Origin of the sequence: Pseudonocardia sp. NPDC049635 (assembly GCF_040659795.1) — a bacterium.
GTDB lineage: Bacteria > Actinomycetota > Actinomycetes > Mycobacteriales > Pseudonocardiaceae > Pseudonocardia.
In genome coordinates this window covers 50,449-75,011 of the sequence record NZ_JBFAON010000012.1, presented here as the reverse complement: position 1 = coordinate 75,011, position 24,563 = coordinate 50,449, and the positions used below count along the sequence as shown (strand labels likewise).

The following is a 24,563-nucleotide window of genomic DNA, read 5'->3' as shown; positions in this document are numbered from 1 at the left end:
AATCGGGTGGCCCGCCCTCCCCCGGGGCGGGCCACCTCTGCTCCGAGGTTCAGGCCACCGGACGCCTGCGGTCGATCCAGCAGACCAGCATCTCCACCAGGTCGGCGAACCGCTGGTCGATCCGGTCCTCCGGGGTGCCGGTGTCGGCGCCGAGGATCCGGTGGGTGTGGGTGAGGTCGAGATCGGAGTGGCTCTCCAGCAGCCGCGCCGGTGTGGGCTGCCACTGCTCCTCCCCGTGGGCGGCCACGACGTTGCGTCGGGTCCGGGCGTCCCACTCCTCGATCTCGGCGAAGCCCGCAACCGTCCCGATGATCAGCTCCCACGCGCGCAGGGTGTCGGCCGGGCTCAGCCCGACCGCCGACAGGAACGCGAAGCACCGTTCGTTGTTGAGCAGCATCTGCGGGTGCACCTCGTCGGTGACGTCCGCGCTCTGCGACAGTGTCAGGATGCCCGGGTACCGGCGGTACCAGGCCCGCGCCACCTGGCAGAACTCCGCGACCGACGCCTCCCAGTCCGCAGGATCCAGCACCGGTGCCTGCCACTCGCCCTGAGCGAGCACCGACGCCGCCATCAGGGCGTCGGCGCGGTCGGCGACCACCTTGTACAACGCACGGGGGGTCACCCCGAGTCGCTCGGCCAGCGAGCGCATCGTCACCGATCCCACGCCGCCCTCCGCGATCAGGTCGAGGACGGTGCGACCGATGGACGAGCGGGTCAGCACAGCGCGTCCGCCCCGGTAGCGCACCCGCTCCTGCTCGGGACCACGGATCGACACCATCTCCGCAGGATAGGCGGCCTTCACCCAGTGAATCCGCACGATCTGCACGGCGCGACGGGGACGCGACTCAGCCGACCGCCCGCAACCGCTCGGCGACCGCCTCGGGCAGCACGTCGGAGATGAACGCACCGGCCCCGGACTCCGAGCCGGCCAGATACTTGATCTTCCCTGGTGCCCTGCGGATCGAGTGCACCCGCAGGTGCAACCGGGCGTCGGCGCGGCCATCGGCCTCCCGGACCGGGGCCTGGTTCCAGCTCGCCACGTAGGGCAGCTCGTCGTCGTAGAGCGCGTCGAGCCGGCGCAGCACGTCGGGGTAGAGCGTGGCGAACTCGGCCCGCTGCGCCTCGTCGAGCGCCGGGAGGTCCGGCGTCGGGTGGTGCGGGTACAGGTGCACCTCGACCGGCCAACGGGCCGCCTCGGGGACGAACGCCGTCCAGTGCTCCCCCGCGACGACGACACGCTCACCGGCCCGCTCGGCGGCCAACCGGAGGTCGAACAGGTTGTCCCCGGTGGCCGCCCGGTGCGCGGCCACGTGCGCGAGCATCCGTTGCGGGAACGGCGGCAGGTAGGGGTAGGCGTAGATCTGGCCGTGCGGGTGCGAGAGCGTCACCCCGATCTCGACGCCCCGGTTCTCGAACGGGAACACGTACCGCACACCCGGCCGTGAACCCAGCTCGGCGGTCCGGTCGATCCAGGCCTCCAGGACCAGCCGCACCCGGTCGGGCGGCAGCCGGGAGAACGGCGTGGCGTGGTCGTCGGTGAAGCAGATCACCTCACACCGCCCGGACTCCGCGAGCGGGCTCTCCCCGGCCGGCTGCGGGGCGGGCGCACCCGGGGCCGAGCCGAACGACGGGAACCGGTTCTCGAACGCGACCACCTGGTACTCCGGTGACGGCACCTCGCTGAGCCGGCCGCCGCGGCTCGGGCACAGCGGGCACTCGTCGGTGGGCGGCTGGTAGGTGCGGTCCTGGCGGTGCGCCGCGATCGCGATCCACTCCCCGGCCAGCGGGTCGAAGCGCAGCTGCGAGGCCGGCACGACCCGGGGCAGGTCGCGACGGTCCACCAGGCCGGCGGGATCGCGCGGCGGTGAGCCCGGCTCGTCGAACCAGCGGATCTCCCGGCCGTCGGCGAGCCGGGTCACCGTGCGGTGCGCGATCACGGCTGCTCCGGTCGGGCCACGATCACGCGGTCGATCTCACCGTCGAGCACCGCGCGGTCGGCATCGGCCAGGCCCGAGTCGGTGACCAGCACGTCCGCCTCGTTCAGCTCGGCGATCGTCGAGATGCCGACCGTGCCCCACTTCGTGTGGTCGGCGACGACGACGAGCCGGCGGCCGGCGTCGACCAGTGCCCGGTCGGTGTCGCGCTCGGTCAGGTTCGGGGTGGAGAACCCGGCGGCGGCACTCATCCCGTGCACGCCGAGGAACACGATCTCCAGGTTGAGCGAGCGCAGCGCGGCGATCGCGATCGGGCCGACCAGGGCCTCGGACGGGGTGCGCACCCCGCCGGTGAGGATCACGGTGGTGCCACGGGCCTCGGCTCCACCGGCGTGGAGCGCCTCGGCGACGGCAGGCGAGTTCGTGACCACGGTGAGCCGCGGGATCCGGGCGAGCCGGTGCGCGAGCCGCCACGTCGTCGTCCCGGCGGAGAGCCCGACCGCGGCCCCCGGTTCGACCAGCGCGGCTGCCTCTACCGCGATCGCCTCCTTCTCCGCGAGCTCGCGGACCGCCTTCGCCGCGAAGCCGGGCTCGGTGGTGGTGTGATCGCCGACCACCGTCGCGCCGCCGTGCACCTTGTCGAGGAGCCGGTGCCGGGCCAGCACGTCGAGGTCGCGGCGCACCGTCATCTCCGACACGCCCAGGTGTTCGGCCAGCTCGGAGACCCGGACCGCGCCCCGGGTACGCACGCGTTCCACGATCATCTCGCGCCGCTGCTCGGCGAGCAGGCTCACGACGGTGCGCCCAACATGTCCTTCACTCGCACAGGCTGCAACAGAACCGCACGTCGGGCAACCAGCCGACCTCCTGAACGAGCCCCACTCGAGTAAGAGTGTTCACTTCTGTCCGTCTTCGGTCTACCTTGTGCGTTGATTTGCGCAACGTAACCGAGCGCAATGCCCACTCGACGGTGAGGAGCGTCCGACATGGACCTGTGCGGGACCGCCCTGCGGACGGGCGCGACATGACGACCGAGGAGATCCTCCGGCTCGACCCGAACCTCGTCGACTACCTGCTCGTCGCGTTCTACTTCGTGCTCGTGCTGGGCATCGGTTACGCGGCCCGCCGCTCGGTCTCGTCCAGCCTGGACTTCCTGCTGTCCGGGCGGTCGTTGCCCGCCTGGATCACCGGCCTGGCCTTCATCTCGGCCAACCTGGGCGCGATCGAGCTGATCGGCATGGTCGCCAACGGTGCGCAGTACGGCATCCCGACCGTCCACTACTACTGGCTCGGCGCGATCCCGGCGATGGTGTTCCTCGGCATCGTGATGATGCCGTTCTACTACGGCTCGCAGGCACGCAGCGTGCCCGAGTTCCTGCTGAAGCGGTTCAACCGGACCACCCAGCGGGTGCAGGCGGTGGTCTTCGCCGTCGCGTCGATCCTGATCGCGGGTGTCAACCTGTTCTCGCTCGGCCTCGTCCTGGAGGCACTGCTCGGCTGGTCGCTGTACCTCGCGATCCCGGTCGCGGCCGTCGTCGTGCTCGGCTACATCTCGCTCGGCGGGCTGTCCGCGGCGATCTACACCGAGGTCCTGCAGTTCTTCGTGATCCTCGCGCTGCTCATCCCGCTCACCGTGGCCGGGTTGAACCGGGTCGGCGGCTGGGACGGCCTGACCCGCGCCGTCACCGAGGGCCCCAGCGGGGGCGCCGACCTGAACGCCTGGCCGGGTACCCCGCTCACCGAGATCGCGAACCCGTTCCTGTCGGTGCTGGGCATCGTGTTCGGACTCGGCTTCGTGCTCTCCTTCGGCTACTGGACGACGAACTTCGCCGAGGTGCAGCGCGCGCTGTCGGCGAAGAGCATGTCCGCCGCACGCCGCACCCCGATCATCGGCGCCTTCCCGAAGGCGCTGGTGGTGCTCGTGATCGTGACCCCGGGCATGATCGCGGCGATCCTGGTCCCGCAGATCAGCGCGGTGAAGGCGGGCGGCGGCGAACCCGTCGACGGCATCACCTACAACAACGCGCTGTCGCTGCTGATGAAGGAGTTGCTCCCCAACGGCATCCTCGGCGTCGCGATCGCCGGGTTGCTCGCCGCGTTCATGGCGGGCATGGCGGCCAACATCAGCTCGTTCAACACGGTCTTCACCTACGACATCTGGCAGGACTGGGTCCGCCCCGGCCGGGACGACCGCTACTACCTGCAGGTCGGCCGGTCGGTCACGATCATCGGCTGCGTCCTGGCGATCGGCACGGCGTTCATCGCGTCCGGCTCGGCCAACCTGATGGACTACATCCAGTCGCTGTTCAGCTTCTTCAACGCCCCGCTGTTCGCGATCTTCATCCTCGGCCTGTTCTGGAAGCGGATGACCGGCCCGTCGGCGTGGATCGGGCTGCTCGGCGGCACCGCTGCCGCGGTCACGGTGGACGTGCTGGTCCGTACCGGGGTGCTCAACATCTCCAACCAGGCGGGGAGCTTCCTCGGCGCCATCGCCGCGTTCGTCGTGGGGGTCGGGGTGGCCGGCGCGGTGTCGGTGGTGACCGCGCCGCGACCCGAGTCCGAGCTGGTCGGCCTGGTCTGGAGCCTCACCCCGAAACAGGCACGCATGCACTCGACCGACGGTGACGACGCCGGCTGGTACCGCTCGCCCGCCGTCCTCGCGGCTGCGGTGCTGGCCCTCACCGTGGTCCTCTACGTCGTGACCGGCTGACCGGAACAGGAGCCCAGAGATGACCGACGAACCGGCCGGCGGCCGGGCGGGCGCGAACGCACCCGTCTCGACGACCGCGACCAACCTGTTCGACCTGCGCTCGGTGATCGCGCTGCTGTTCGGCGTCTACGGCGTCGTGCTCGTGATCATGGGCGTGGTCTCCGGCGACGATCCGGCGAACCTGGCCAAGACCGGCGGGACGAACCTGAACCTGGACACCGGCATCGGCATGCTGGTCATCGGCGCGCTGTTCGTGCTGTGGGTGTGGCTGCGCCCGCTGCGGGTCCCTGCTGCGCCGGCGGACGAGGCCCCGCCGCCCTCGTGAGGGGGGGTCGGCGGCGCTGCGCGCCGGGCGTCGGGTAGACCGGGTCGAGCGCCTGCAGGGTGTGGGCGTCGATCCGGCGACCGAGCCGGCTCAGGGCGGCGCGCAGTCCGCGCGGGAGGTGCAGCGTGGCGACGGTGTCGCTCATGACCGGAGATCCCTGCTCCGTCGAGGAAGTGCGAGTACCCGCACCGGGCCGCGGTGGCACCGGGACGTTCCGGGGTGCACCGGATCCGTCCGGGGCGCTCGGCGGCGCCCTGTGACCGGTGCCGGGGCCGTGCCGTGCGGGTGATCGCCCGGGACGGGCGGCACGAGATCGAGATCCAGCGCTCGCGTTTCGTCTGCACCGTTGCCCGGGTCCCCGACGTGGAGGCCGCGACCGCGGTGATCGACCGGGTCCGGCGGGCCGGGCCGGACGCCACCCACCACTGCACCGCGCTGCGGATCGGCGATCCGGCGACCGGGGCGATGACCGCCCGCAGCAACGACGACGGCGAGCCGTCCGGCACCGCCGGCGTCCCGATGCTGGAGGTGCTGACCCGGCGCGGGCTGACCGACGTCGTCGCAGTGGTGTCCCGCTGGTTCGGTGGTACGAAGCTCGGCGCGGGCGGCCTGGTGCGCGCCTACTCCGGTGCCCTGTCGGAGACCCTGGACCGGGTCGGCGAGCTGCGCCGGGTCCGGCACCGTGAGCTGCTGCTGGCACTGCCGTACGACCGGGCCGGCCGACTGGAGCACGACCTGCGGAACTCGCCCTACCTGCTGCGCGAGGTCGACCACGGCGCCGACGTCACCTTCACGGTCGCCGTCGCCGAATCACGGCTCGACGACTTCGGAGCATGGCTGGCCGAGCACACCGGGGGCTCCGTCGATGCCCTCGACGCAGGGCCGCGGGACCTCTATCTACCCTGATGCCGTGCAGATCCGCGACGCCCACGACGACGACTGGCCCGCCGTGTGGCAGATCCTGCAGCCGATCTTCGCCGAGGGCCGCACCTACACCGTGCCGACCGACGTGGACGAGGGGTGGGCCCGCTCGATGTGGATGCTCCGCCCGCCCGGCCGGGTGGTCGTCGCGGTCGACGACGACGGCGTCGTGGTCGGCACCGCGAAGACCGGCCCGAACCAGCCCGGGCCCGGATCGCACGTGGCGACCGCGAGCTTCGCCGTCGACCTGCGCCGGGCCGGACGCGGCACCGGGCGGGCGCTCGGCGAGCACGTCCTGCAACTCGCCCGGTCGCTGGGCTACTCGGCGATGCAGTTCAACGCCGTCGTGCAGACCAACACCCGGGCCGTCGCGCTGTGGCACTCGCTGGGCTTCACGACCGTCGGGATCGTGCCGGACGCCTACACCCTCCCCGACGGCACGACCACCGGACTGCACGTCATGTACCGCCGCCTCGACGACTGAGCCGCCTCACGCACCCGTCCACACGGGGGCACGCTTCTCGGCGAACGCACTCGCGCCCTCGCGCGCGTCCTGCGAGTTCATGACCGCGGCGACGATCTCGTCCTGGCGGTCCCAGCGGTCCGCTCCCCAGTCCGGGGCCTCCAGCACGATCCGCTTGCTCGCCGCGACGCCCAGCGGGCCGTTGCCGGTGATCCGTCCGGCCAGCCCGAGCCCGGCGTCGAGCGCGGCGCCGTCGTCGACGACCTGGTTGACCAGCCCGGCGGCCTCGGCGCGGGCGGCGTCGATCGGGTCGCCGGTCAGCAGCATCTCCATCGCGAGCGCACGGGGCACCCGGTTCGCCAGCTCGAGCGCCCCGCCGGCCGCCGCGACCAGCGAGCGCTTCACCTCCGGCACCCCGAACCTGGCCCCGCGGGCGGCGACCACCAGGTCGCAGGCCAGCACCAGCTCGAAGCCACCGGCCAGCGCCCATCCCTCGACCGCGGCGATCATCGGCTTGCGCGGCGGGGTCCGGGTGATGCCGCACAGACCCCGGCCGGGCAGCCCCGGCTGCTCACCCTTCAGGAACGCCTTGAGGTCCATCCCGGCCGAGAAGACGCCACCGGCGCCGGTCAGGATCCCGGCCCGCAGCTCGTCGTCGGCGTCCAGCTCGTCGACGGCGGCCGCGACCGCGTGCGCGACGGCGGCGTTCAGCGCGTTGCGCGCGGCCGGCCGGTTGATCGTGATCACCTGGACACCGTCGCGCCGCTCGACGAGCACCTCGTCGTTCGGAACGGTCAGCCCTGACTGTTCGCTCATGGCCCCACAGTAGCCGCCGGCTCGGGCCGGGCCGAGCGCAGCGCCGGATGGACGAGGGCGAGCAGCGCACCGAGCAGGCAGGCGAACGCCGCCACGAACGCGGGCGCCCCGGTCCCGAGCGTGTACAGGGCCGTCCCACCGAGCGGGCCGATCACGAACGTCACACCGTTGGTGGCGTTGACCAGACCGGCCACCCCGCCCTGCCCCTGCGGCCCGGCCTGCAGCGTCGCCGCCGTGGTGTAACCGGGCATCGCCAGCCCGAGCCCGACGGCGAGCAGCACCATCGCCAGACCGATGGTGACCACCCCGGGGGCGACGGCGAGCACCAGCAGCCCCACCGCGGCGATCGGGAGGCCGACCCGCAGCAGCCGCACCGGCGGCCAGCCCAGCCGCGGGACCACGACACCCTGCATCAGCACCAGCGCCACCCCGGACAGGAACGACATCAGACCGGACATCCGCACGGTGCCCGCCGCGTCCAGGCCGAGCCGGTCCTGGACCAGGAACCCGACGACGATCAGCACCAGCCCGAGGGACAGCATCGCCAGGAAACCGGTGAGCAGTACCGGCCACATCCGGGCGTCCCACGGGCGCACCGGACGGGGCGCACCGCCGGGCTCGTCGTCGGCCCGGGGCGCGGCCGGCGCCGGCCGGACCCAGAACGCCACCACCAGCAGCGACACCAGCACCGCGACCGGCGCCAGCCAGACCGGTCCCAGCAGCCCGGCGAACCCGAGCAGCGCGCCGAGTGCGGGCCCCAGCGCGACCGCGACCCCCTGCACCGCACCGAGCCTTCCGATGCCCGCGGTGCGCTCCGGGCCGGGCGCGGTCCGGCGGGCGATCAGCGCCATCGCCGCGGTCGGGACCGCGCCGAGACCGATGCCGAACACCACGCTGCGGGTCGCGATCATCCCGGCCAGGGTGGCGCCCGGGGAGAGCAGCCCGGCCAGCGCGGCCTGCGCGACGACGGCGAACCCGACCAGGCCCAGCCCGGCCGTCGCCAGTCCGGTCAGCAGCACCCGGCGGTGCCCCCACCGGTCCACCACCCGCCCCCAGAACAGGCTGGTGACGGCGAAGAGCACCGCGGCTACCGTCATCACCAGCCCGAGCTCGACCGGGGTCAGTCCGACCTCGCGGGAGAGCGGAGCCAGCACCGGCACCAGGACCTGTTGTGAGATGACCGCGGCCAGCACCGCGAGCAGCAGGATCCCCTGTGCGCGCCCCGTCGACTCGCCCATGACGCCTCCCCCGCCCGGATGCCACACCCAGGCAAGGCCAACCTAACCTACGGACTCGGGCGCGGTCACCGGCACCGAGTACTCCCAGTCCGCCAGCAGCGTCCGCAGCGCACTGAGCAGGGCCAGCGGCTGGTCGATCATCACGTGGTGTCCGGCGCCCGGGATCTCGATCACCGGGGCGGCGCGCCCCATCCGGTCCACCACCATCTCGCCCATGTCGGCCGGGACCAGCCCGTGCTCGGCCCGGAACAACGCGATCCGGCAGCCGGGCCGCCCCAGATCGGCGGGAGTGAGCCCGATCCCGGCGAAGATCCTCGGATCGAACTTCCAGCGCCAACCGCCGTCGACGGCGGTGATGCTGTGCTCGGCGATGTGCCGGTGCACCCAGGGCAGGTCGCCGTCCTGCACCGGAACGGTGCGGAAACGAGCGATCAGCGCCTCCCGGTCGGCGTGCACCCGGGCCGGGCCGAAGGCCCGCTTCGCCCGTGCCGCCTCCTCCTCCGGGGAACGGTCGCGCACCGGGGAGTCGACCGCGACGGCCCCGGCCAGCTCCTCGCCGTAGCGCAACGCGCCGGTCAGCGTGACGAAACCGCCCATCGAGTGCCCGATCAGCGTGGGGCGCTCGCCGAACTGCGCGACGTCGATCACGGCCCGCACCTCGGTCGCCCACCGGTCCAGGTCGTAGGACGGCGCGCGGCCCGAGTCACCGTGCCCGGACAGGTCCACCGCGACGACCCGGCGCGAGCCCTCCACCAGCAGCGGCGCGATGTGGTCCCACCAGTGGGCGTGCGCGGCGCCGCCGTGCACCAGGACGACGCCCGTCCCACCCGGCTCGCCCCAGGTCCGATAGCTGATCGACACCCCACCGGCCTCGACGGTGCCGGTGCCGGACGGCACGGCGAGGGCCGAGGTGAACCAGGCGGGCGGGTCGTCGGGCACGTGGGCCTCCGTCGGTGTCGAGCAGCAGCGAGGTCGAGCAGCAGCGAGGTCGAGCAGCAGCGACCGGACGGCAGCTCGACCCCGGCCGCGCGGAGATCGGGACTTCCAGACAGTACCTCCTCGGCAGATCTGACTACGCCGCGTAACGACGCGCGGCATCCGGGCGAGGCCTTCGACAACGCCGTACGGCCGAGGGGGAACCATGAGCGGATCGACGTCCGGGACGGTGATACGTGCGGTCCCGCGGGACCGGGCCGGGTGGGCGAGGGCCGACCGCGTGGTGTGCGCCGCGCTGGTCGCGCTGTCCCGGGACCCGGCCCCGCCGGACGCGACGGCCGCAGCGGTGCGGGCCTGGTGCCGGCTGTCCGGGGTGCTGCGTTCCGCGCAGGCGCGACCTGCCTACGAACCGGGACCGTGCCCGGACCTCTGCCTGGTCGCGGTCCATCCCTCCGACGTCGAGCCGCTCGGTCGGCTGGCCCACGAACTGGGCCGATGCATGCTCCCCGGTACCCGCGCCGATACCGCCCCGGCGCTGTTGCGGGCCGCGGACGCCGCCGGGGTCGGGCCGTGCGAGCTGGTCGTCGAACTGGCCCGGATGCACGGGCTGCTCGATCTCGACCACGGCCAGGAGGCCGAGCTGCTCTACACGCTCGCCGGCGTCCGGACGGCGGGCACCGCGACCCTCGCGGCGCACGACCGGATCGCCCGACGGGTGGCGGTGATGTGGTCGGCGGGTGCGACGGATCCCGGCCCGGTCCCGGCCGACGGCCTGCCCGGAACCGGGCACGGCCGGCACACCGGCCGGAGGTGACTCTCCGCGATCACCCGCCGACGGAACGCTGCCCTTCGCCCGCTTATTGACAGCTTTTCTATGATGACGTTGTGTCTCACAGCGATGTGGTGGAACGCACGACCGTCGTCACGACGCCGGACGGGCTGCGGCTCGCGGTCGAGGAGCGGGGCGACCGCGCCGGCCCGACCGTCGTCGCCGTGCACGGGTACCCGGACGACCGGCACGTCTGGGACGGTGTCGCCCGCGTGCTCGCCGCCGACCACCACGTCGTCACCTACGACGTGCGGGGGCACGGCGAATCCGAGCAGCCCGCCGATCGCGCCGGATACGATCTCGAACTGCTCGCCACGGACCTGCGCGCCGTCTGCGACGCGGTCTCCCCGGACGCCCCGGTGCACCTGCTCGCCCACGACTGGGGTGCCATCCAGACCTGGCACGCGGTCACCGGGGACGCGCTGACCGGGCGGGTCGCCTCCTACACCTCGATCTCGGGTCCGTGCCTGGACCACGTCGCGCTGTTCCTGCGCCGCCGTTCCCCGCGCGACCTTCGCTCGGTCGTCCGGCAGGGTCTGCACTCCTGGTACACGCTGGCGTTCCGGTCGCCGGTGCTGCCCGAGTCGGTCTGCCGCAGCGGACTGCTCGGCAGGCTTCTCGAGCGGACCGAGCGGATCCCCCGGCCGTCGGTGCGGGACGGGGTGAACGGCCTGGAGCTGTACCGGCGGAACCTCCCCCGCCGGCTCGGGCGGCCCGAACGGCGCCGCACCGGGGTGCCGGTCCAGATCCTCGCCCCGCGCGGTGACGCCTACGTGACGCCCGCGCTGGCCACCAGCGCTGCACCCTTCGCCCCCGATCTGCGGGTCCGCTACCTTCCGGGTGGTCACTGGGTGGTCCGTCACCGGCCGGAGGTGATCGCCCGCTGCACCGCCGAGATGGTCGCCGGGACCACCGAACCGGCGCACCCGGCGCCCGCCCTGTCCCGGGCCGCTGCCCGGGGCCGCGCGCTGGTCGCGTCCGGAGGGCGGCCCGGCCGGGACGTGCGCTGGGAGGGCGGACTCGCCGTCGTCACCGGGGCCGGCAGCGGGATCGGGCGGGCGACCGCGCTGGCGCTCGCCGGCCGGGGCACCCGGGTGGTGGTCGCCGACCTGTCCGCCGACGGCGCTGCCGAGACCGTCGGGATCGTCGACCGCAGGTACGGCTCGGGCCGGGCGCTCGCCGAGATCGTCGACGTCGCCGACGACGACGCGATGGCCGATCTGGCGGCCCGGGTCGCGGCGACGCACGGGGTGCCCGACGTCGTCGTGAACAACGCCGGGATCGCCGTCGCCGGGCCGTTCGCGGAGACCACCGCCGAGGAGTGGCGGCGGATCGTCGACGTGAACCTGTGGGGTGTCGTGCACGGCTGCCGGCACTTCGGGGCGCTGATGCGCGAGCACGGCGAGGGCGGGCACCTGGTGAACGTCGCGTCCGCGGCGGCGTACCTGCCCTCGCGCGCGTTGCCCGCCTACGCGACGACGAAGGCCGCCGTGCTCATGCTGTCCGAGTGCCTGCGCGCCGAACTGGCCGAGGAGGGCATCGGGGTGACCGCGCTGTGCCCGGGGTTCGTCGACACCCCGATCACCGCGCACACCCGGTTCGCCGGAACCGACGAGTCCACCCAGGACGCCCGCAGGCGGGCCTCGGCCGCCGCCTACGCCCGGCGCGGCTACACCCCGGAACGGGTGGCGTCCCGGCTGGTCCGGGCGGTGGAACGGAACCTGCCGCTGGCCCCGGTGACCGCCGAGGCGCACGCCGGGTTGCTGGCCTCGCGCTTGTCCCCCGGGTTGCTGCGTGCCGTCGCCCGGATCGACGGCGGAACCCGCTGACCGCGCCCCGCCCAGCACCCCTTCGAGAGGAGCACTCCCGATGAGCACATCCCCCCAGGACGGGATCGCCCCGGACCGGATCGCCCTGCACGCCCGCGACGTCCGGTTCGACTTCTCGGCACTGCGCACCGACTGGATACCCGGCGAACCGTTCGCCTCGCACCTGATCGACGTGCTGCACCTGCTGCTGCCCGAGGGCGAGCGCTGGTTCGTCGAGGTGTTCTCGCAGGCGTTGCCGCTGGTGCGCGACGACGCGCTGGCCGAGGACGTCCGCGGATTCATCGGGCAGGAGGCGATGCACGCCTCGTCGCACCAGGGCGCGCTGGACCACCTGGGCGAGGCCGGGATCGACGTGTCCCGGTACGTCCGGCAGGTGGAGTGGATCTTCGGTGAGCTGCTCGGGGAGCGCGGGCTGGCCGGCGACGAGGCGCGGGAGTGGCTGGTCGAGCGGGTCGGGCTGGTCGCGGCGATCGAGCACCTCACGGCGGTGCTGGGCGAGTGGATCCTGCACTCCCCCGAGCTCGACGCGGCGGGTGCGGACCCGCAGATGCTGGACATGCTGCGCTGGCACGGTGCGGAAGAGGTCGAGCACCGGTCCGTCGCGCACGACCTGTACGTGCACCTGGACGGGCGCTACCTGCGCCGGATCCGGGCGATGCTGGTGACCGCACCGGCGCTGATCAGGTTGTGGGCCTCCGGGACGGCGCAGCTGTGTGCCCGCGATCCGGGACTGCGCGGGTCACCGGCCCGGCGGGCCCGGGTCCGGGACTATCTCCGGGCGTCGCGGCGGGGCCTGGTGCCGGGGCCGATGCTGTTCGCCCGGGCGATGCTGACCTACCTGAACCCGCGCTTCCATCCGGCGCACCACGGCGACACCGACGCCGCGGTGGCCTACCTCGCGGCCTCCCCCGCCGCCCGGGCAGCGGAGGCGAGCGCCGACACCTCGGCCGCACCGACCACCGGACCGACCACCGGCACCGTCACCGAACCGGCCACCGCCGCGGGTGACCACGTGTCGGAGGCACCGGTCGACCGCGACGGCACGGCATGAGCGTCGCTCCCCCTCCGCATCCGAACGGGGGCGCCCGAGCCCTGGCGAGGGTCGCCGCCGTCGCGCAGAAGGCGTCGGTCCGCAGCGGCCGCCGACGCAGGCCCGCCGCCCCGGTGGACCGGGAGCTGCCGGTCGAGGTCCGGTCGGTCACCCGCACCTGCCCGGACGTGGCCGAGGTGGAGCTGGCCGGGCGCGGCCCGCTGCCCGGGTGGCGGCCGGGCGCGCACCTCGACGTCGTGCTGCCGTCGGGACTGCTGCGCCAGTACTCGCTGTGCGGGGACCCGGCCGACCGGTCGGTGTACCGGATCGCGGTGCGCGCCGTCCCCGGCGGTTCGGGATCGGCCCAGGTGCACCGGCTCACCCCGGGGACCAGGCTGACGCTGCGCGGACCGCGCAACGCGTTCCCGTTGGCGGCGGCGCCGTCCTACCTGTTCCTCGCCGGCGGGATCGGGATCACCCCGATCGCGCCGATGGTGCGCGCGGTGCACGCCGCTGGGCTGCCGTGGCGGCTGGTGCACACCGGCCGTGATCTGGCGTCGATGCCGCTGTCCGGCGGACTCGCCGCACTCGCCCCGGACCGCGTCCGGCGGAGGCCGGACGACGACGGCGGCGGTGTGCCGGGCACCGACGAACTGCTGGCCGGCGTGGACCCGGACGCTGCGGTCTACTGCTGCGGGCCGCCACCGATGATCGACGCGGTGCGCCGGGCACTGCCGGCGCGGCAGCGGTTCCACTCGGAGCGGTTCTCGCCGCCGCCGATCCGGGACGGCCGCCCGTTCACCGTGGCGCTCGCCGGTGGCCCCGAGCTCCCGGTGCCGGCCGACCGGACGGCGCTCGACGTGATCCGCGACGTCCGGCCGGACGTCGCGTACTCCTGCAGGCAGGGGTTCTGCGGCACCTGCCACGTGCGTCTGGTCGAGGGGACCACGGTGGGCGACCCGGCGGGGCCGGGGCTCACCGCGCTGTGCGTCGGACGGGCGGAGGGCGCGCGTGTCGTCGTCGACCTCGGTCGCTAGGCGCGGCAGTTCCGTACCCTTCTCGGTGATGACCTTCCCTGCCCGTTCACCCCGGCGGATGACGCCGCAGGCCCGCCGCGCACAGCTCGTGTCGGCCGCGCTCGACCTGTACGGGAGCCGCTCCCCGGACGAGGTGGCCGTCGAGGACGTGACCAGGGTCGCGGACGTGTCGCGGGCGCTGTTCTACCGCTACTTCTCCAGCGTGGAGGAACTGCACGTCGCGGCGCTGGGCAGCGTCGCGGACGAGTTGATCGCGCGGGTCGCGCTGGCCGGTGAGGGCCCGCTGGAGGAGCAGCTGTCCGCGGCGCTGGACGTGTTCCTCGACGTGGTGCAGCGGCACGCCCGCGCCTACATCGCGCTGCTGCGCAGCGGATCGGTGGTGTCGACCGGTGCGACGGACGCGCTGGTCGACGGGGTACGCGACCACATCGTCGATCTGCTGTGCGTGCGCGGCGGGGTCCCGGATCCGGCTCCGCTGCAGCTGATGACGTTGCGCGGATGGGTGGCGCTGGTCGAGGGCTCGGTGCTGTCGTGGCTGGAGGCCGGGCGGGTGCCGGACCGCGCCACGCTGCGGGACTGGCTGGTGGAGCAGCTGTTCGCGATGCTCGAGGTGACTGCGCGGCGGTCCTGACCGGCCGGTTCAGGGTGCGACGATCCCGAACGCGTTGGGGACGGCCCGGTACGTGTCCTCGGACGGGGCGTTGACGACCCGGCCGCGGAACACCATCGTCGACGAGCCGCCGCCGTCGAGGTTGATCCCGTGCACGGCGCCGGCGCGGCGCAGCTGCTCGGCGGTCTCGGCGAGCGTGATGCCGACACTGGTGGACTCGCGGCCGTCGGCGGTCAGCAGGATCAGCCGTCCCTCGGCGGTGATCCCGGCGGCGCTGCGCGGCTCGCGGACGACGGGATCCAGGCCGGGGACGGCGGCGCCGTCACGCAGCACCGGGCTGCCCCCGACCGCCGTCCGCGGCGGGACACCGGACGCGGCGGACAACCGGTGCTCGACGACGACCGGGTCACCGGGAGCGAGCCCGCGCAGCGCGGCGGCACCCTCGTCGCGCCCGACGAGCACCTGCTCGCCGTCCGGGACCGGGCCGGTGCCGGGCGGGCGGACCTGCGCGACGACACCGTCGCGCACCGCGACCTCGATCCGGTCCGGTGCACAGGGGGCGTCCCGGTCGGTGTCGCTGCCGCACAGCGTGGCGTTGCGGTCACCGCTCCAGTCCGGGGTGAGCAGGCCGATGCCACCGACCGGGACGGCGTAGGCGTTGAGGGTGCGGATCGGCAGCCTCGTCCCGTCCGCGACGGTGACCGACGCGTCCAGGGTGAGCCGGTCCAGGCGGGGGGTGCCGGACCCGTCGACGGCGAGCACGTCCGCGGGGTCGCTGCCGGGGACCGCGGGGGCGAGCCGCCGTCCGGGCGGGACAGGCGAGGTCAGTGCCCGTCCGTCGCGGACCGAGGGTCCGGCGGGGACGTTGCTGCGGGCGAAGTCGAAGAAGTCCCCGTTGACGGCCGCGGTGACGCCTGCCCGCTCGGCGTGCGCCGGGACGGTGGCGCGCTCGCCGACCGTCGCACCGGTGAGCAGGGTGGCGTGCACCCCGGACCGGCGCAGGTCCGCGACGACGACGTCGGTGGTCACCGGCCCGCCCGCGGTGTCGATCCGCTCCTCGCGGTGGGTGATCGCGGGAGCCGGCGTCACGGGCCCGGCGACCGCGGCCGGCACCGTGGCGTCCGCCGCGGTGCCGGGGCCCGCCGGGGTGGAGGCCGGGAGCAGCACCGCGAGCACCGCGGTGACGGCCGGGGTCACCATCCGGTCGCGCATCCGCCTCGTCATGCCCACTCCCCCGGTCGCCGGTCGGCCGGGGAGAGCCGATCACAACGGAGCGGACCGGGGTGGGCCGACGGGGCGTGCCCCGGTGGTGTCCACCCGGTCGTGGGACGCCCGGCCGGGCCCGCGGGCGGTCCGGGTCACCACCGGCCCCCCGGCGTGAGCGGGGCATGTCGTCACCTGCTGCCGGGTCGTCGGTCCCGGACCAGGGCGTACAGGTCCGCCCAGTCGTGCGGGCCCAGGTCCCGGGGCAGCGGGCGGCCCTCGATCCGGGCCCCGGCCGCCCACGCCCGTGCGGTCGCGCGGCCGTACCGGCGAGCGACGACGTCGAGGGCCCCACGACCCCGGCCGGTGAACACCAGGTCGACCATCCGCTGGTAGCCCTCGACCGGACCGTCGAGGAGCGGGCGGCCGCGCCGTGCGATCTCCAGGATCCCGCCGTCCACCGAGGGGACCGGCCGGAACGCGCGGGCCGGTACCCGGCCGAGGAGCCGGAACTCGAACCACGGCCACCAGCGGGCGGTGAGCGCCGTCGTGCCGCCGACGGCTGCCCGCTTGCGGGCCACCTCCCACTGCAGCAGGAGCAGCGCGTGCGCCCACCGGGGGGTGTGCAGCAGCCGGCGCAGCAACGGCGTGGTCAGGGCGTACGGAACGTTGGAGACGACGTCGACCGGTCGGTCGAAACGTTCGCGGAGCAGGTCGCCGTGCCGGACGACGACCCGCGACCCGAAGCGGCGGCGCAGGTGCTGCACCCGGCGCGGGTCGAGCTCGACGGCGGTGACGGGCCGGCCGAGATCCAGCAGCACCTCGGTGAGTGCACCGTCCCCGGCGCCGAGCTCGAGGATCGGCCGTGCCGGGTACCGGGCGACGGCGGTGGCCATCGCAGCAGCGACCGACGGGTCGGTGAGGAAGTTCTGGCCGTACTCGTGACGGCCGGGTTGGCGTGCCAAGGAAGCTCCCGGGAGGGAGCCGGACGCGCACGGGGGCGCCGCCCGGCAGAGGGTTCAGGGACCGGCTGCGGGGACGGCGGTGCCGCGGTGGAGGTGCTCGGGCGCCGCCGTCAGGCGACGCGCAGGCGTATGGAGGCGGCCATGGCGGACACCATAGGCGCCGGTAGCGGCCGGTGCACCCGGTTTCCGCGTGCACCGGTTCCGCGGTACGGCATGTGCCCGTCCCGACATCGCCGCTCGGGTGTAACCGGCCGGTGAGCGGGGAACGCAGATCTCGACGGCCGGGCGGATCGGGGCGAGCGGTCTTCGTGGGCACGCGGCCGTCGATCCCCGGACGATCGGCGGCTCGACGCGCCGCGAGGAGAATGGAGACCGGTCCTGATCCGCACCCGTTACGCCCGCCCGTCCGAACGTCTGCGGGCCGCCGATCTCGACGCGCTCGCGGCGCTCACGGTCAACGTCGATCCGGCTGCCGCGCCACGGACCGCGGACGACCCCGACTGGCACGTCGACCACGGCCGCGCCCTGGTCGGTACCGAACCGCCCGGTGATCCGATCCCCGACGGCGACTGGGAACGCGCCTGCACGGTGGTGCGCGGCTACCAGTTCACCGACCACCGCCGGCTGCGCGGCGTCTTCCGTCCGGACGATCCGTTGCTCGGCCGGGACATGCTGCTGGAGGGCCGGTTCGGCCCGCTGCGCTTCCACATGGGGGTGCGGGTCACCGAGATCGTCGACGAGGTGCGCGACGGGGCCCGGGTGTGGGGCTGGACCTACGACACCCTGCAGGGCCACCTGGAGCAGGGCCGGCTCACCTACGAGGTCGTCAAGGACCTCGCGACGGGTGAGGTCGAGTTCGTGATCCGGGCGTTCTCCCGGCGGGCCCGCATCCCCGACCCGCTGCTCGCCACCGGTTTCGCCCTCTTCGGGCGGGGGGTGCAACTGGAGTTCTACCACCGTGCCGGGCAGCGGGTCCGGGACCTGCTCGGGGCGGCACGGGCCGGGCGACCTCTGCCGCGCCCGGTCCCCGACCCGGACGGCATCGCCGTCGCCCCGGAGGGCAGCAGGCATCTGCGCAGCGACTCGTTCGCGCTGGTCGCCCGCCATCCGGGGGCGTTCGCGGCACCGACGGCAGGCCGGGTTAGGGTAACCTGACTTGGAGGACGTCATGCAACGCCCGAACCCCTTCCGCTGGCTCGCCTACGCCTTCGGTGCCCGGCTGCCCGAGCGCCACCGGCGCTGGGTACTGCACGACGTCACGTGCCGGACCTGGTGGCTGCGCCACCTGGCCCGCACCGCCGTCCAGCTCACCCCGCTGCTGGTGCTGCTCTACCTGGTCGTGCCGGGCCCGCCCTGGGTACGGCTCGGCGCGATCACGGCGGGTGCGTCCATCGGGTTCTTCTACTCGCTGGTCTACATGGTCGAGGCCGCGGAGACGCGGGTGATGAAGGCCGGGTACCCGGTGGGCGCGGCCGCCTCCACCCGGGAGGCCCGCCGCGCCGAGCAACACGTCGAGGCCCGGCGCCGGTACGACGAGAGCCATCGCGACGAACGCGGCCGGGACGACCGCGCGGGCTGAGCCTCGTGAGCGTTCCGCCCGCCGTGCGCCCCGGACCGGGACCCGGATCGGGGCGGCCCGACCTCGACGGCGTGTTCGCCGCGCACGGTGTCGCCGTCGCCTACCTGTTCGGGTCGCGCGCCGAGGGCACCGCGACGCCGGTGAGTGAGCACGACGTCGCGGTGCTCTTCGCTGAGGCACGGCCGGCTCTGGACGCCACTGCGCGGCTCGCCGCCGATCTGGCGCCGGTACTCGGCACCCGGGTCGACGTCGTCGATCTCGCAGGCGCAGGGCTGGAACTGCGCGGAAAGGTCGCCGAGTCCGGGCGGTTGTTGTTCAGCGCGGACGAGCCGGCCCGGGTGCGTTTCGAGGTGGACGCCCGGATGCGGTGGATCGAGTTCCGTCCGGTGCTGGAGGAGACCACCCGGTCGTTTCTCGCACGGGTCGCACGGGAGGGCCTGCGTTAGATGGTGGACATCGACCGGGTGAGACGGCTGCTCGTGATGCTGGAGCGCTATCGGGGTCTGCTCGCCGAGGGCGGGCCCGATCCCTACCGGCGTCGGCATCTGGTGCAGACCGCCGCCCAGATCTGCATCGGCCTCGCCAATCACGTCATCGCGGCCGACGGTCACCGCACCCCTCGCGACTACGGGGACGCCTTCCGGGTGCTCGCCGAGGTCGACGTCCTGGACGACGGCCTGGCCGCGCGCATGATCGCGCTCGCGGGTGCGCGAAACCTGATCGTTCACCTCTACGCCGAGGTCGACGACGAACTGCTGGCCCGCAGCATCGCCGACGGTGGACTGGACGACCTCGCCGCGTTCGCGGCTCGGATCGCGGCCCTCGCGAGCTGACTCGTGCACACCGATGGGCCCGGACCTCACGCGGTCCGGGCCCATCGGGTGGAGCTCACGGTCAGGGGATGACGACCGGGCCGGTGACCGGCGCGGGGTCGTCGGCCCAGCGGTGCCCGGTCTCGCGCGGGGTGATGCCCTCCTCGGCCCACGCGGCGAGCAGCGCTGCGACCTTGGTGTGCATCACGCTGCGGAGCCGGTCGAAGGAGTTCTGCGGCTGGTCGTCGACCTCGCCGAGCAGCAGCCACCAGGCCCAGGCGACCGCGCCAGCGTTCGCGACGAAGTCCGGCAGCACCGGGACACCGCGGGCGGCCAGCATGGCCTCGGCCTCCGGGGTGGTCGCGGCGTTCGCGGCCTCCACCACGACCCGGGCGCGGACGTCGAACGAGTTGTCCGGGGTGATCGCGTAGGAGATCGCCGCCGGAACCAGGATGTCGACCTCTGCGGACAGGATCGCGTTGCGCGGCAGCTCCTCGACTCCCGCGGGCAGCCGGGACCGGTCGATCTCGCCGTAACCGTCGCGCAGCTCCAGCAGTGCCGGGACGTCGAGCCCGTCAGCGCGGTGCAGGGTGCCGGCGGCGTCGGCCACCGTGGTGACCGTCATCCCGGCCTCGTGCAGGTAGTAGGCGGCCGCGCCGCCCATCGTGCCGACACCCTGGATCGCGACCGTGGTCTCGGCGGGGACCTGGCCCCAGGAGACCGCCGCGGCCAGGCAGGCGTGCGCGACGCCGTAGCCGCCGATCACGTCACCGAGCTCGAACCCGCCGTCGACCTCGGCCTTGAGGCCCTTGCGGACCCGCTCCAGGGTGGCCGCCGGGTCCTCGGCACGGCTGATCGCGGCGTGGTAGCTCTGCCCGAGGCCGAGCCGGGCGAAGACCTCGTCGATCAGGTGCTGCGGGACGCCGAGGTCCTCGGCGGTGACCCAGTGCCGGTCGAGCCACGGGCGCATGGCCTCGCAGAACCGCTCCAGCACCTCCACGGCGCGCGGGTCCTTCGGGTCGAAGTCGATGCCGCCCTTCGCCCCGCCGATGGGCAGGTCGAAGGTCGCGGTCTTGTTCGCCATCCCGCGGGCCAGGTCCTCGACCTCGCTCAGCGTGCAGCCGGCCCGCATCCGGGTGCCGCCGGTGGCCAGGCCGCCGCGCAGCGTGTGCACCACGAGGTAGCCGACGGCGCCGGTCACCGAGTCGTTCCACTGCAGTCGCAGGTAGGGCTCGGAACGCCGGACGGCCGGTGCGAGGGGTGCGGCGCCGATGGCGGGGACGGCCGGGGACTGCTGCACCGTCGTCTGCGGGGTGCTCCCGGCGGGGTTCTGCATCGTGGTCATGGCGACCCACCTCCTCGTCGTGCTCGTGCCGGTCGCCTGGCCTGGGGCCACGCCGGTCGCGTCATAGCCTGTGCGGACCTCGTCGTCCCCCCCGGTCATTGGCTCGTCGACCGGTGACCCCAGCGTGCGGCCGCACCGACGGCCGCGTCCATTTACGGATCATTCACGGCGATGTTCAGCGTTCCTGCACAACGCCTAGGCTCCGGTCCATGGATCTGTCGCTGCCCCGGCTGCGGATGCTGCGTGAGCTGCACCGGCGTGGAACCATCACCGCGGCCGCGGCGGCCCTGCACTACACGGCGTCCGCCGTGTCCCAGCAGCTCGCGCAGCTCGAACGCGACGTCGGCACCCGGTTGTTCGAACGGCGCGGTCGCCGGGTGCAGCTGACCGACCTCGGAGTGCTGCTGGCCGAGCACGCCGAGGAGATCCTGGCCGCGGTGGAGCGCGCGACCCAGGCCATCGAGGAGGCCGGGGAGTCGGTCGCGGCGAAGGTCACAGCCGGGGTGTGGGCGTCGGTGGCCTCCGGGCTGCTCCCGGATGCGCTCACCGCGCTGGCCCGCACGCATCCGGGGGTCGTGGTCCGCAGCCGCGAGCTGGCCCCCGAGGAGACGGCGGCCGCGGTCCGTGACGGCGAGCTCGACCTGTCGTTCGTCATCGACTACTCCAACTACCCGATGACCTGGGACCGCAGCCTGGAACGCTCGGTGATCGCCGTGGAGCGGCTCTACGCCGCGGTCCCCGCGGGCGCGGTGCCCGCGGCGAGCGTCACGATGGCCGAGCTCGCCGAGCACCCGTGGATCATGTCCCCGGCCCGCTCGCACTTCGGGCACGCCGCCCGCCTCGCCTGCCAGGCGGCCGGGTACGTCCCCCGGATCGACCACGAGGTGGAGGAACAGGCCACCGCGATGGCGATGGTCGCGGCCGGGCTCGGCGTGACGCTCGTGTCCGACCTCGGTCTGGCGCTGCGACCGCCCGGGGTGGACGTCGTCGCGCTCGGTGACGCCCTCACCCGCACCGTGTCGCTGGCCTACCGGACGAACTCGGGGCGCCGGGCCGCGCTGCTGCTGGTCGTCGACGCGATCCGCACGGCGGCCGCCCAGATGGGTCTGGGCGCGGACACCGCGCTCCCCGCCCCGGCGCCGGTCTCTTCTCCCCCGGTGCCGGACCAGCAGCAGCCGGGGCGGACACCGGGGGCCGGCCGGGCCACCGCGCCGGAGGCCCGGGCGGGGGGCACCGGCGTCGCGTCCACGGCCGAGGACCTCGGGGCGAGCGGCGAGCGGCTCGGACTGAGCTGACCCGGCCACTACGGGTCCGCCGGAACCGCTCACCGGGTGAGCGGTTCCGCGCAGGAGAGACCCCTCCGAACCGTCCGTCAGTACGTTCCGGACGATCCACCGCGTTCTCGAGGGTCACGAGGGACCGTCGGGCCGCCGGGTGGTCCTCGTGCCGGTGAGCCGAGCTGCGACACGCGGGCACCACGGCGATCAGCCAGCGGCCGGGCCGTCCAGCTCGGAGCGCCGCACCGCCGGGACCTCGCGCCTGCCGAAGTGCGCGGCCTCGTCGGCCCGGGCCGAGACCTGGACCCGCCAGCCGGCCCGGCCGTGCGAGTCGTGGTCGAGGGTGGCCAGCGCGGAGGCGATGTGGAAGGGCTCGGTGTGGGTGGTGGTGACCGTCGGGACCAGACCGATCCGCGAGGTCAGCGGCGCGAGGAACGCGGCGAGCAGCGACGCGTCGAGCCTGCCCTGGACCCGGTCGGTCCGCCGCTCGGGGACCGAGAGGTGGTCACCGGACTGCAGGCCGAGGCCGTCCTCGATGGTGATCAGGTCGAGCAGGCCGCGCTCGGCGGTGCGGGCCAGGTCCGCCCAGTGCCGGGCGGTGAACAGCTCGGCGGGGCGGGTACCGGGTTCGCGCCAGGCGGCGGGGTGCCAACCGGCGCCGTCGAGGGCGACCGCCAGGTGCAGCGGTGACGCAGGACGGACAGGGGTGTCCGATGTGGACATCAGGGCATCGCTTCCTCGCCGCGCGGCGGCGCGCGGCGGAACGTGGGCGGGGCGGGGCGGCGGGGTCGCGCGGTCAGGCGCGACAGGCCGCGCCGGCGACCCGCAGCAGGTCGACGTGCCTGCGGTACCGCGGGTGGTGCGCTCCGCGCACCCGGTCCGCCACCGACCGCATGATCCCCTCCATCGTGCCCGGCAGGAGCACCCGCTTCCGCGTGTGCGGGGGGTTGCTGCGGCGTCGTCGAGCCGGGTCTCTCGGCCGCTCCGGATGGTGTCCGAGGTCGACTGTAGGGAGTCGTGCCACGGATGTGTCAACCCGGACGTACCGCAAGTGACCTGGGACGCGTCCGGAATGGCCCGGTCGTCCCGCACCACGGACGGTGACCGGGCGGACTCCCGATGTTGTCCGGACAGGTTGGTCGATTTCCTGGCGGATGGACCCCGGGTTGTCCGGAGAGGTGCCCACCCCGCACCCTGTCCGGGTGACGACGTGCCAGGGACGGCCATCGCGTCCCGGTCCGCGTCTCCGGGGCGCGCACGGCTCCGCAGCGACGCCGCGGGAGGCCGTGCCCGCCGTGGGCGAGGCCCCGTCCCGGCCGGCCCGCACCACGCTCTCGTCGGACCGGTGCGTCCCCGTGTACCCGACCGGCCTCGAACCGTTCTGGCCCAGCCGCCGCGCCCCGGCGTACAGCGAGCTCTGTCGCTGATCCCGCACCGGCCCGCCTGACCGTCCGGCGGTCCGGTCCGACCGCCGCGCGGCCCGCTGCACGCGCCCGGTCCCGTGCACCCGCCCGCACACCGGCGCCCGGTCACCGGCGCCCCCGACCCGCGCCCCCGGCGCGGGCCCCACCACGGAAGGACCCCGTTCCGATGCCCCCGCACGTCCTGCGCCCCGGCTCCCGCAGGCGCACCGCCGCCGTCCTCGTCGCGCTGCTGGCCACCGTCGGTGTGCTGGCCGGTTGCTCCCGCGCCGACGAGGGCGGCGACGCAGCCGCCCCGGCCGAGACCTCCCCCGCCGCCGAGGTCCGGCTCGGCTACTTCCCGAACATCACCCACGCCCCCGCGCTGATCTCGGTGCGCAACGGCCTGTTCACCGAGGAACTCGGTGACACGAGGCTCACCCCGCAGACCTTCAACGCCGGCCCGGACCAGGTCTCGGCGCTGCTCGGCGGTTCGATCGACGTCGCCTTCATCGGTTCCGGCCCGGCGATCAACGCCTTCTCCCGTTCGAACGGCGAGGCGGTCCGACTGGTCGCCGGGTCCACCTCGGCCGGTGCGCAGCTGGTGACCACGCCGGACATCACCACCCCCGATCAACTGCGGGGCAAGACGATCGCGACACCGCAGCTGGGCAACACCCAGGACGTCACGCTCAAGACCTGGCTCCACGAGCACGACATCCCGATCGGCGACGGGCCGGACGCGGTGACGGTGCAGAACATCGAGAACCCGCGCACCCTCGACCTGTTCAGGCAGGGCACGGTCGCAGGCGGCTGGCTCCCGGAGCCGTGGAGCTCCCGGCTGGTCGACGCAGGCGCCTCGGTGTTCCTGGACGAGCGGACCCTCTGGCCCGACGGCGAGTTCCCGACCACGGTGATCATCGTCCGTACCGAGTTCCTGCAGCAGCACCCGGAGACCGTCGAGGCGATCCTGCGCGCCGAGCAGCGGGCGATCGAGTTCATCCGTGACGAACCCGAGCAGGCCCGCACCATCTCCAACCAGGCGATCGAGGAGATCACCGGGAACGCCCTGACCGAGCCGGTGCTCGACCGGGCCTTCGGCGAGCTGACCTTCGACACCGACCCGCTCGCCGCCACCTGGCCGCTGCTGGCGCAGGACGCCGTCACCGCCGGCATCGCGGACTCCGCCGCCGATCTCACCGGCTTCCTCGAACCGACCGCGATCAACACCGTCCGCGAGGCCGCCGGCGAACCCGCCATCGACCCGGCCGGGCTCGACGCGAGCTGACGACCGCCACCACCGA

The 24,563-nt window shown here is 74.1% G+C and carries 24 protein-coding genes and 2 pseudogenes; 15 read left to right on the top strand and 11 right to left on the bottom strand.

Annotated elements, in window-relative coordinates:
- Positions 1–49 precede the first annotated feature (49 nt).
- The 3 genes from AB0J24_RS16290 to AB0J24_RS16280 form a co-directional block, all read right to left on the bottom strand.
- Positions 50–778, bottom strand: coding sequence for a TetR/AcrR family transcriptional regulator (locus AB0J24_RS16290; protein WP_358681732.1), 729 nt, complete (start codon positions 776–778; stop codon positions 50–52).
- A gap of 67 nt (positions 779–845) precedes the next feature.
- Complete coding sequence (gene galT / locus AB0J24_RS16285; protein ID WP_358681729.1) at positions 846–1,937, bottom strand: galactose-1-phosphate uridylyltransferase; 1,092 nt, start codon at positions 1,935–1,937, stop codon at positions 846–848.
- Complete coding sequence (locus AB0J24_RS16280) at positions 1,934–2,728, bottom strand: DeoR/GlpR family DNA-binding transcription regulator (RefSeq protein ID WP_358681726.1); 795 nt, start codon at positions 2,726–2,728, stop codon at positions 1,934–1,936. Before AB0J24_RS16280 ends, galT begins: the two co-directional genes overlap by 4 nt.
- Before the next feature lie 230 nt (positions 2,729–2,958).
- Here AB0J24_RS16280 and AB0J24_RS16275 point away from each other — a divergent pair, with 230 nt between their 5' ends.
- From AB0J24_RS16275 to AB0J24_RS16260, 4 genes are all read left to right on the top strand, one after another.
- On the top strand, positions 2,959–4,644 hold the full coding sequence (locus AB0J24_RS16275; RefSeq protein WP_358681723.1) for a sodium:solute symporter family protein: 1,686 nt from the start codon (positions 2,959–2,961) through the stop codon (positions 4,642–4,644).
- A gap of 19 nt (positions 4,645–4,663) precedes the next feature.
- Positions 4,664–4,969, top strand: coding sequence for a hypothetical protein (locus tag AB0J24_RS16270; RefSeq protein ID WP_358681720.1), 306 nt, complete (start codon positions 4,664–4,666; stop codon positions 4,967–4,969).
- 279 nt (positions 4,970–5,248) lie between these two features.
- Positions 5,249–5,875: a YigZ family protein gene (locus tag AB0J24_RS16265; protein WP_358681717.1), complete on the top strand. Its 627-nt coding sequence runs from the start codon at positions 5,249–5,251 to the stop codon at positions 5,873–5,875.
- Positions 5,876–5,879: 4 nt separating this feature from the next.
- On the top strand, positions 5,880–6,374 hold the full coding sequence (locus AB0J24_RS16260) for a GNAT family N-acetyltransferase (RefSeq protein ID WP_358681714.1): 495 nt from the start codon (positions 5,880–5,882) through the stop codon (positions 6,372–6,374).
- Between the two features lie 6 nt (positions 6,375–6,380).
- On the opposite strand, the gene AB0J24_RS16255 is transcribed toward AB0J24_RS16260, so the two are convergent.
- From AB0J24_RS16255 to AB0J24_RS16245, 3 genes are read right to left on the bottom strand one after another with little or no spacing between them, the layout of a single operon-like run.
- Positions 6,381–7,169 carry a crotonase/enoyl-CoA hydratase family protein gene (locus AB0J24_RS16255; protein WP_358681712.1) on the bottom strand — a complete coding sequence of 263 codons (789 nt, stop codon included), beginning with the start codon at positions 7,167–7,169 and terminating at the stop codon, positions 6,381–6,383.
- Entirely contained in the window at positions 7,166–8,407 is a 1,242-nt protein-coding gene (locus AB0J24_RS16250) for an MFS transporter (protein ID WP_358681710.1), read from the bottom strand. Before AB0J24_RS16250 ends, AB0J24_RS16255 begins: the two co-directional genes overlap by 4 nt.
- Before the next feature lie 42 nt (positions 8,408–8,449).
- Positions 8,450–9,346, bottom strand: a complete 897-nt coding sequence (locus AB0J24_RS16245; protein ID WP_358681708.1) for an alpha/beta hydrolase — start codon at positions 9,344–9,346, stop codon at positions 8,450–8,452.
- A 202-nt stretch (positions 9,347–9,548) separates the two neighbouring features.
- Between AB0J24_RS16245 and AB0J24_RS16240 the strand changes: the two genes are divergently transcribed.
- The 5 genes from AB0J24_RS16240 (at position 9,549) to AB0J24_RS16220 (ending at position 14,699) form a co-directional block, all read left to right on the top strand.
- Positions 9,549–10,157, top strand: a complete 609-nt coding sequence (locus AB0J24_RS16240) for a hypothetical protein (RefSeq protein WP_358681705.1) — start codon at positions 9,549–9,551, stop codon at positions 10,155–10,157.
- 71 nt (positions 10,158–10,228) lie between these two features.
- A complete protein-coding gene (locus AB0J24_RS16235) occupies positions 10,229–12,001 on the top strand; it encodes an SDR family oxidoreductase (protein WP_358681702.1) in 1,773 nt (590 codons plus the stop codon).
- Between the two features lie 40 nt (positions 12,002–12,041).
- A complete protein-coding gene (locus AB0J24_RS16230; RefSeq protein WP_358681699.1) occupies positions 12,042–13,052 on the top strand; it encodes a metal-dependent hydrolase in 1,011 nt (336 codons plus the stop codon).
- Complete coding sequence (locus AB0J24_RS16225; protein WP_358681696.1) at positions 13,049–14,068, top strand: PDR/VanB family oxidoreductase; 1,020 nt, start codon at positions 13,049–13,051, stop codon at positions 14,066–14,068. The genes AB0J24_RS16230 and AB0J24_RS16225 overlap by 4 nt, the downstream gene beginning before the upstream one ends.
- A 28-nt stretch (positions 14,069–14,096) precedes the next feature.
- The gene (locus tag AB0J24_RS16220; RefSeq protein ID WP_358681693.1) at positions 14,097–14,699 is read left to right on the top strand and encodes a TetR/AcrR family transcriptional regulator; all 603 of its coding nucleotides are present in this window, start codon (positions 14,097–14,099) and stop codon (positions 14,697–14,699) included.
- 9 nt (positions 14,700–14,708) lie between these two features.
- On the opposite strand, the gene AB0J24_RS16215 is transcribed toward AB0J24_RS16220, so the two are convergent.
- Both AB0J24_RS16215 and erm read right to left on the bottom strand, forming a co-directional pair.
- Positions 14,709–15,902: a phosphodiester glycosidase family protein gene (locus AB0J24_RS16215; RefSeq protein WP_358681690.1), complete on the bottom strand. Its 1,194-nt coding sequence runs from the start codon at positions 15,900–15,902 to the stop codon at positions 14,709–14,711.
- 170 nt (positions 15,903–16,072) lie between these two features.
- Positions 16,073–16,846, bottom strand: coding sequence for a 23S ribosomal RNA methyltransferase Erm (gene erm, locus AB0J24_RS16210; RefSeq protein ID WP_358681687.1), 774 nt, complete (start codon positions 16,844–16,846; stop codon positions 16,073–16,075).
- A 378-nt stretch (positions 16,847–17,224) separates the two neighbouring features.
- Between erm and AB0J24_RS16205 the strand changes: the two genes are divergently transcribed.
- Genes AB0J24_RS16205 through AB0J24_RS16190 form a run of 4 tightly spaced genes read left to right on the top strand, consistent with a single transcriptional unit; the run spans position 17,225 to position 19,258 of the window.
- On the top strand, positions 17,225–18,001 hold the full coding sequence (locus AB0J24_RS16205; RefSeq protein ID WP_358681993.1) for a DUF1990 family protein: 777 nt from the start codon (positions 17,225–17,227) through the stop codon (positions 17,999–18,001).
- 13 nt (positions 18,002–18,014) lie between these two features.
- Complete coding sequence (locus AB0J24_RS16200; protein ID WP_358681684.1) at positions 18,015–18,425, top strand: DUF5313 family protein; 411 nt, start codon at positions 18,015–18,017, stop codon at positions 18,423–18,425.
- A gap of 5 nt (positions 18,426–18,430) precedes the next feature.
- Positions 18,431–18,871: a nucleotidyltransferase domain-containing protein gene (locus AB0J24_RS16195; protein ID WP_358681681.1), complete on the top strand. Its 441-nt coding sequence runs from the start codon at positions 18,431–18,433 to the stop codon at positions 18,869–18,871.
- A complete protein-coding gene (locus tag AB0J24_RS16190) occupies positions 18,872–19,258 on the top strand; it encodes a HepT-like ribonuclease domain-containing protein (RefSeq protein WP_358681678.1) in 387 nt (128 codons plus the stop codon).
- Between the two features lie 61 nt (positions 19,259–19,319).
- Here the strand turns inward: AB0J24_RS16190 and AB0J24_RS16185 are convergent, their stop codons facing one another.
- The gene (locus AB0J24_RS16185; protein ID WP_358681675.1) at positions 19,320–20,582 is read right to left on the bottom strand and encodes a Glu/Leu/Phe/Val dehydrogenase dimerization domain-containing protein; all 1,263 of its coding nucleotides are present in this window, start codon (positions 20,580–20,582) and stop codon (positions 19,320–19,322) included.
- Positions 20,583–20,791: 209 nt separating this feature from the next.
- Here AB0J24_RS16185 and AB0J24_RS16180 point away from each other — a divergent pair.
- Positions 20,792–21,712 (top strand): annotated as a pseudogene (locus tag AB0J24_RS16180) (LysR substrate-binding domain-containing protein); the annotation flags it as partial.
- 396 nt (positions 21,713–22,108) lie between these two features.
- Here the strand turns inward: AB0J24_RS16180 and AB0J24_RS16175 are convergent.
- Positions 22,109–22,582: pseudogene (locus AB0J24_RS16175) on the bottom strand (LLM class flavin-dependent oxidoreductase); the annotation flags it as partial.
- A 73-nt stretch (positions 22,583–22,655) separates the two neighbouring features.
- Positions 22,656–22,754 (bottom strand): putative leader peptide, encoded by a 99-nt coding sequence (locus AB0J24_RS16170; protein ID WP_358681672.1) that lies wholly within the window; start codon positions 22,752–22,754, stop codon positions 22,656–22,658.
- 695 nt (positions 22,755–23,449) lie between these two features.
- Here AB0J24_RS16170 and AB0J24_RS16165 point away from each other — a divergent pair.
- Positions 23,450–24,547, top strand: coding sequence for an ABC transporter substrate-binding protein (locus tag AB0J24_RS16165; RefSeq protein WP_358681669.1), 1,098 nt, complete (start codon positions 23,450–23,452; stop codon positions 24,545–24,547).
- Positions 24,548–24,563 lie beyond the last annotated feature (16 nt).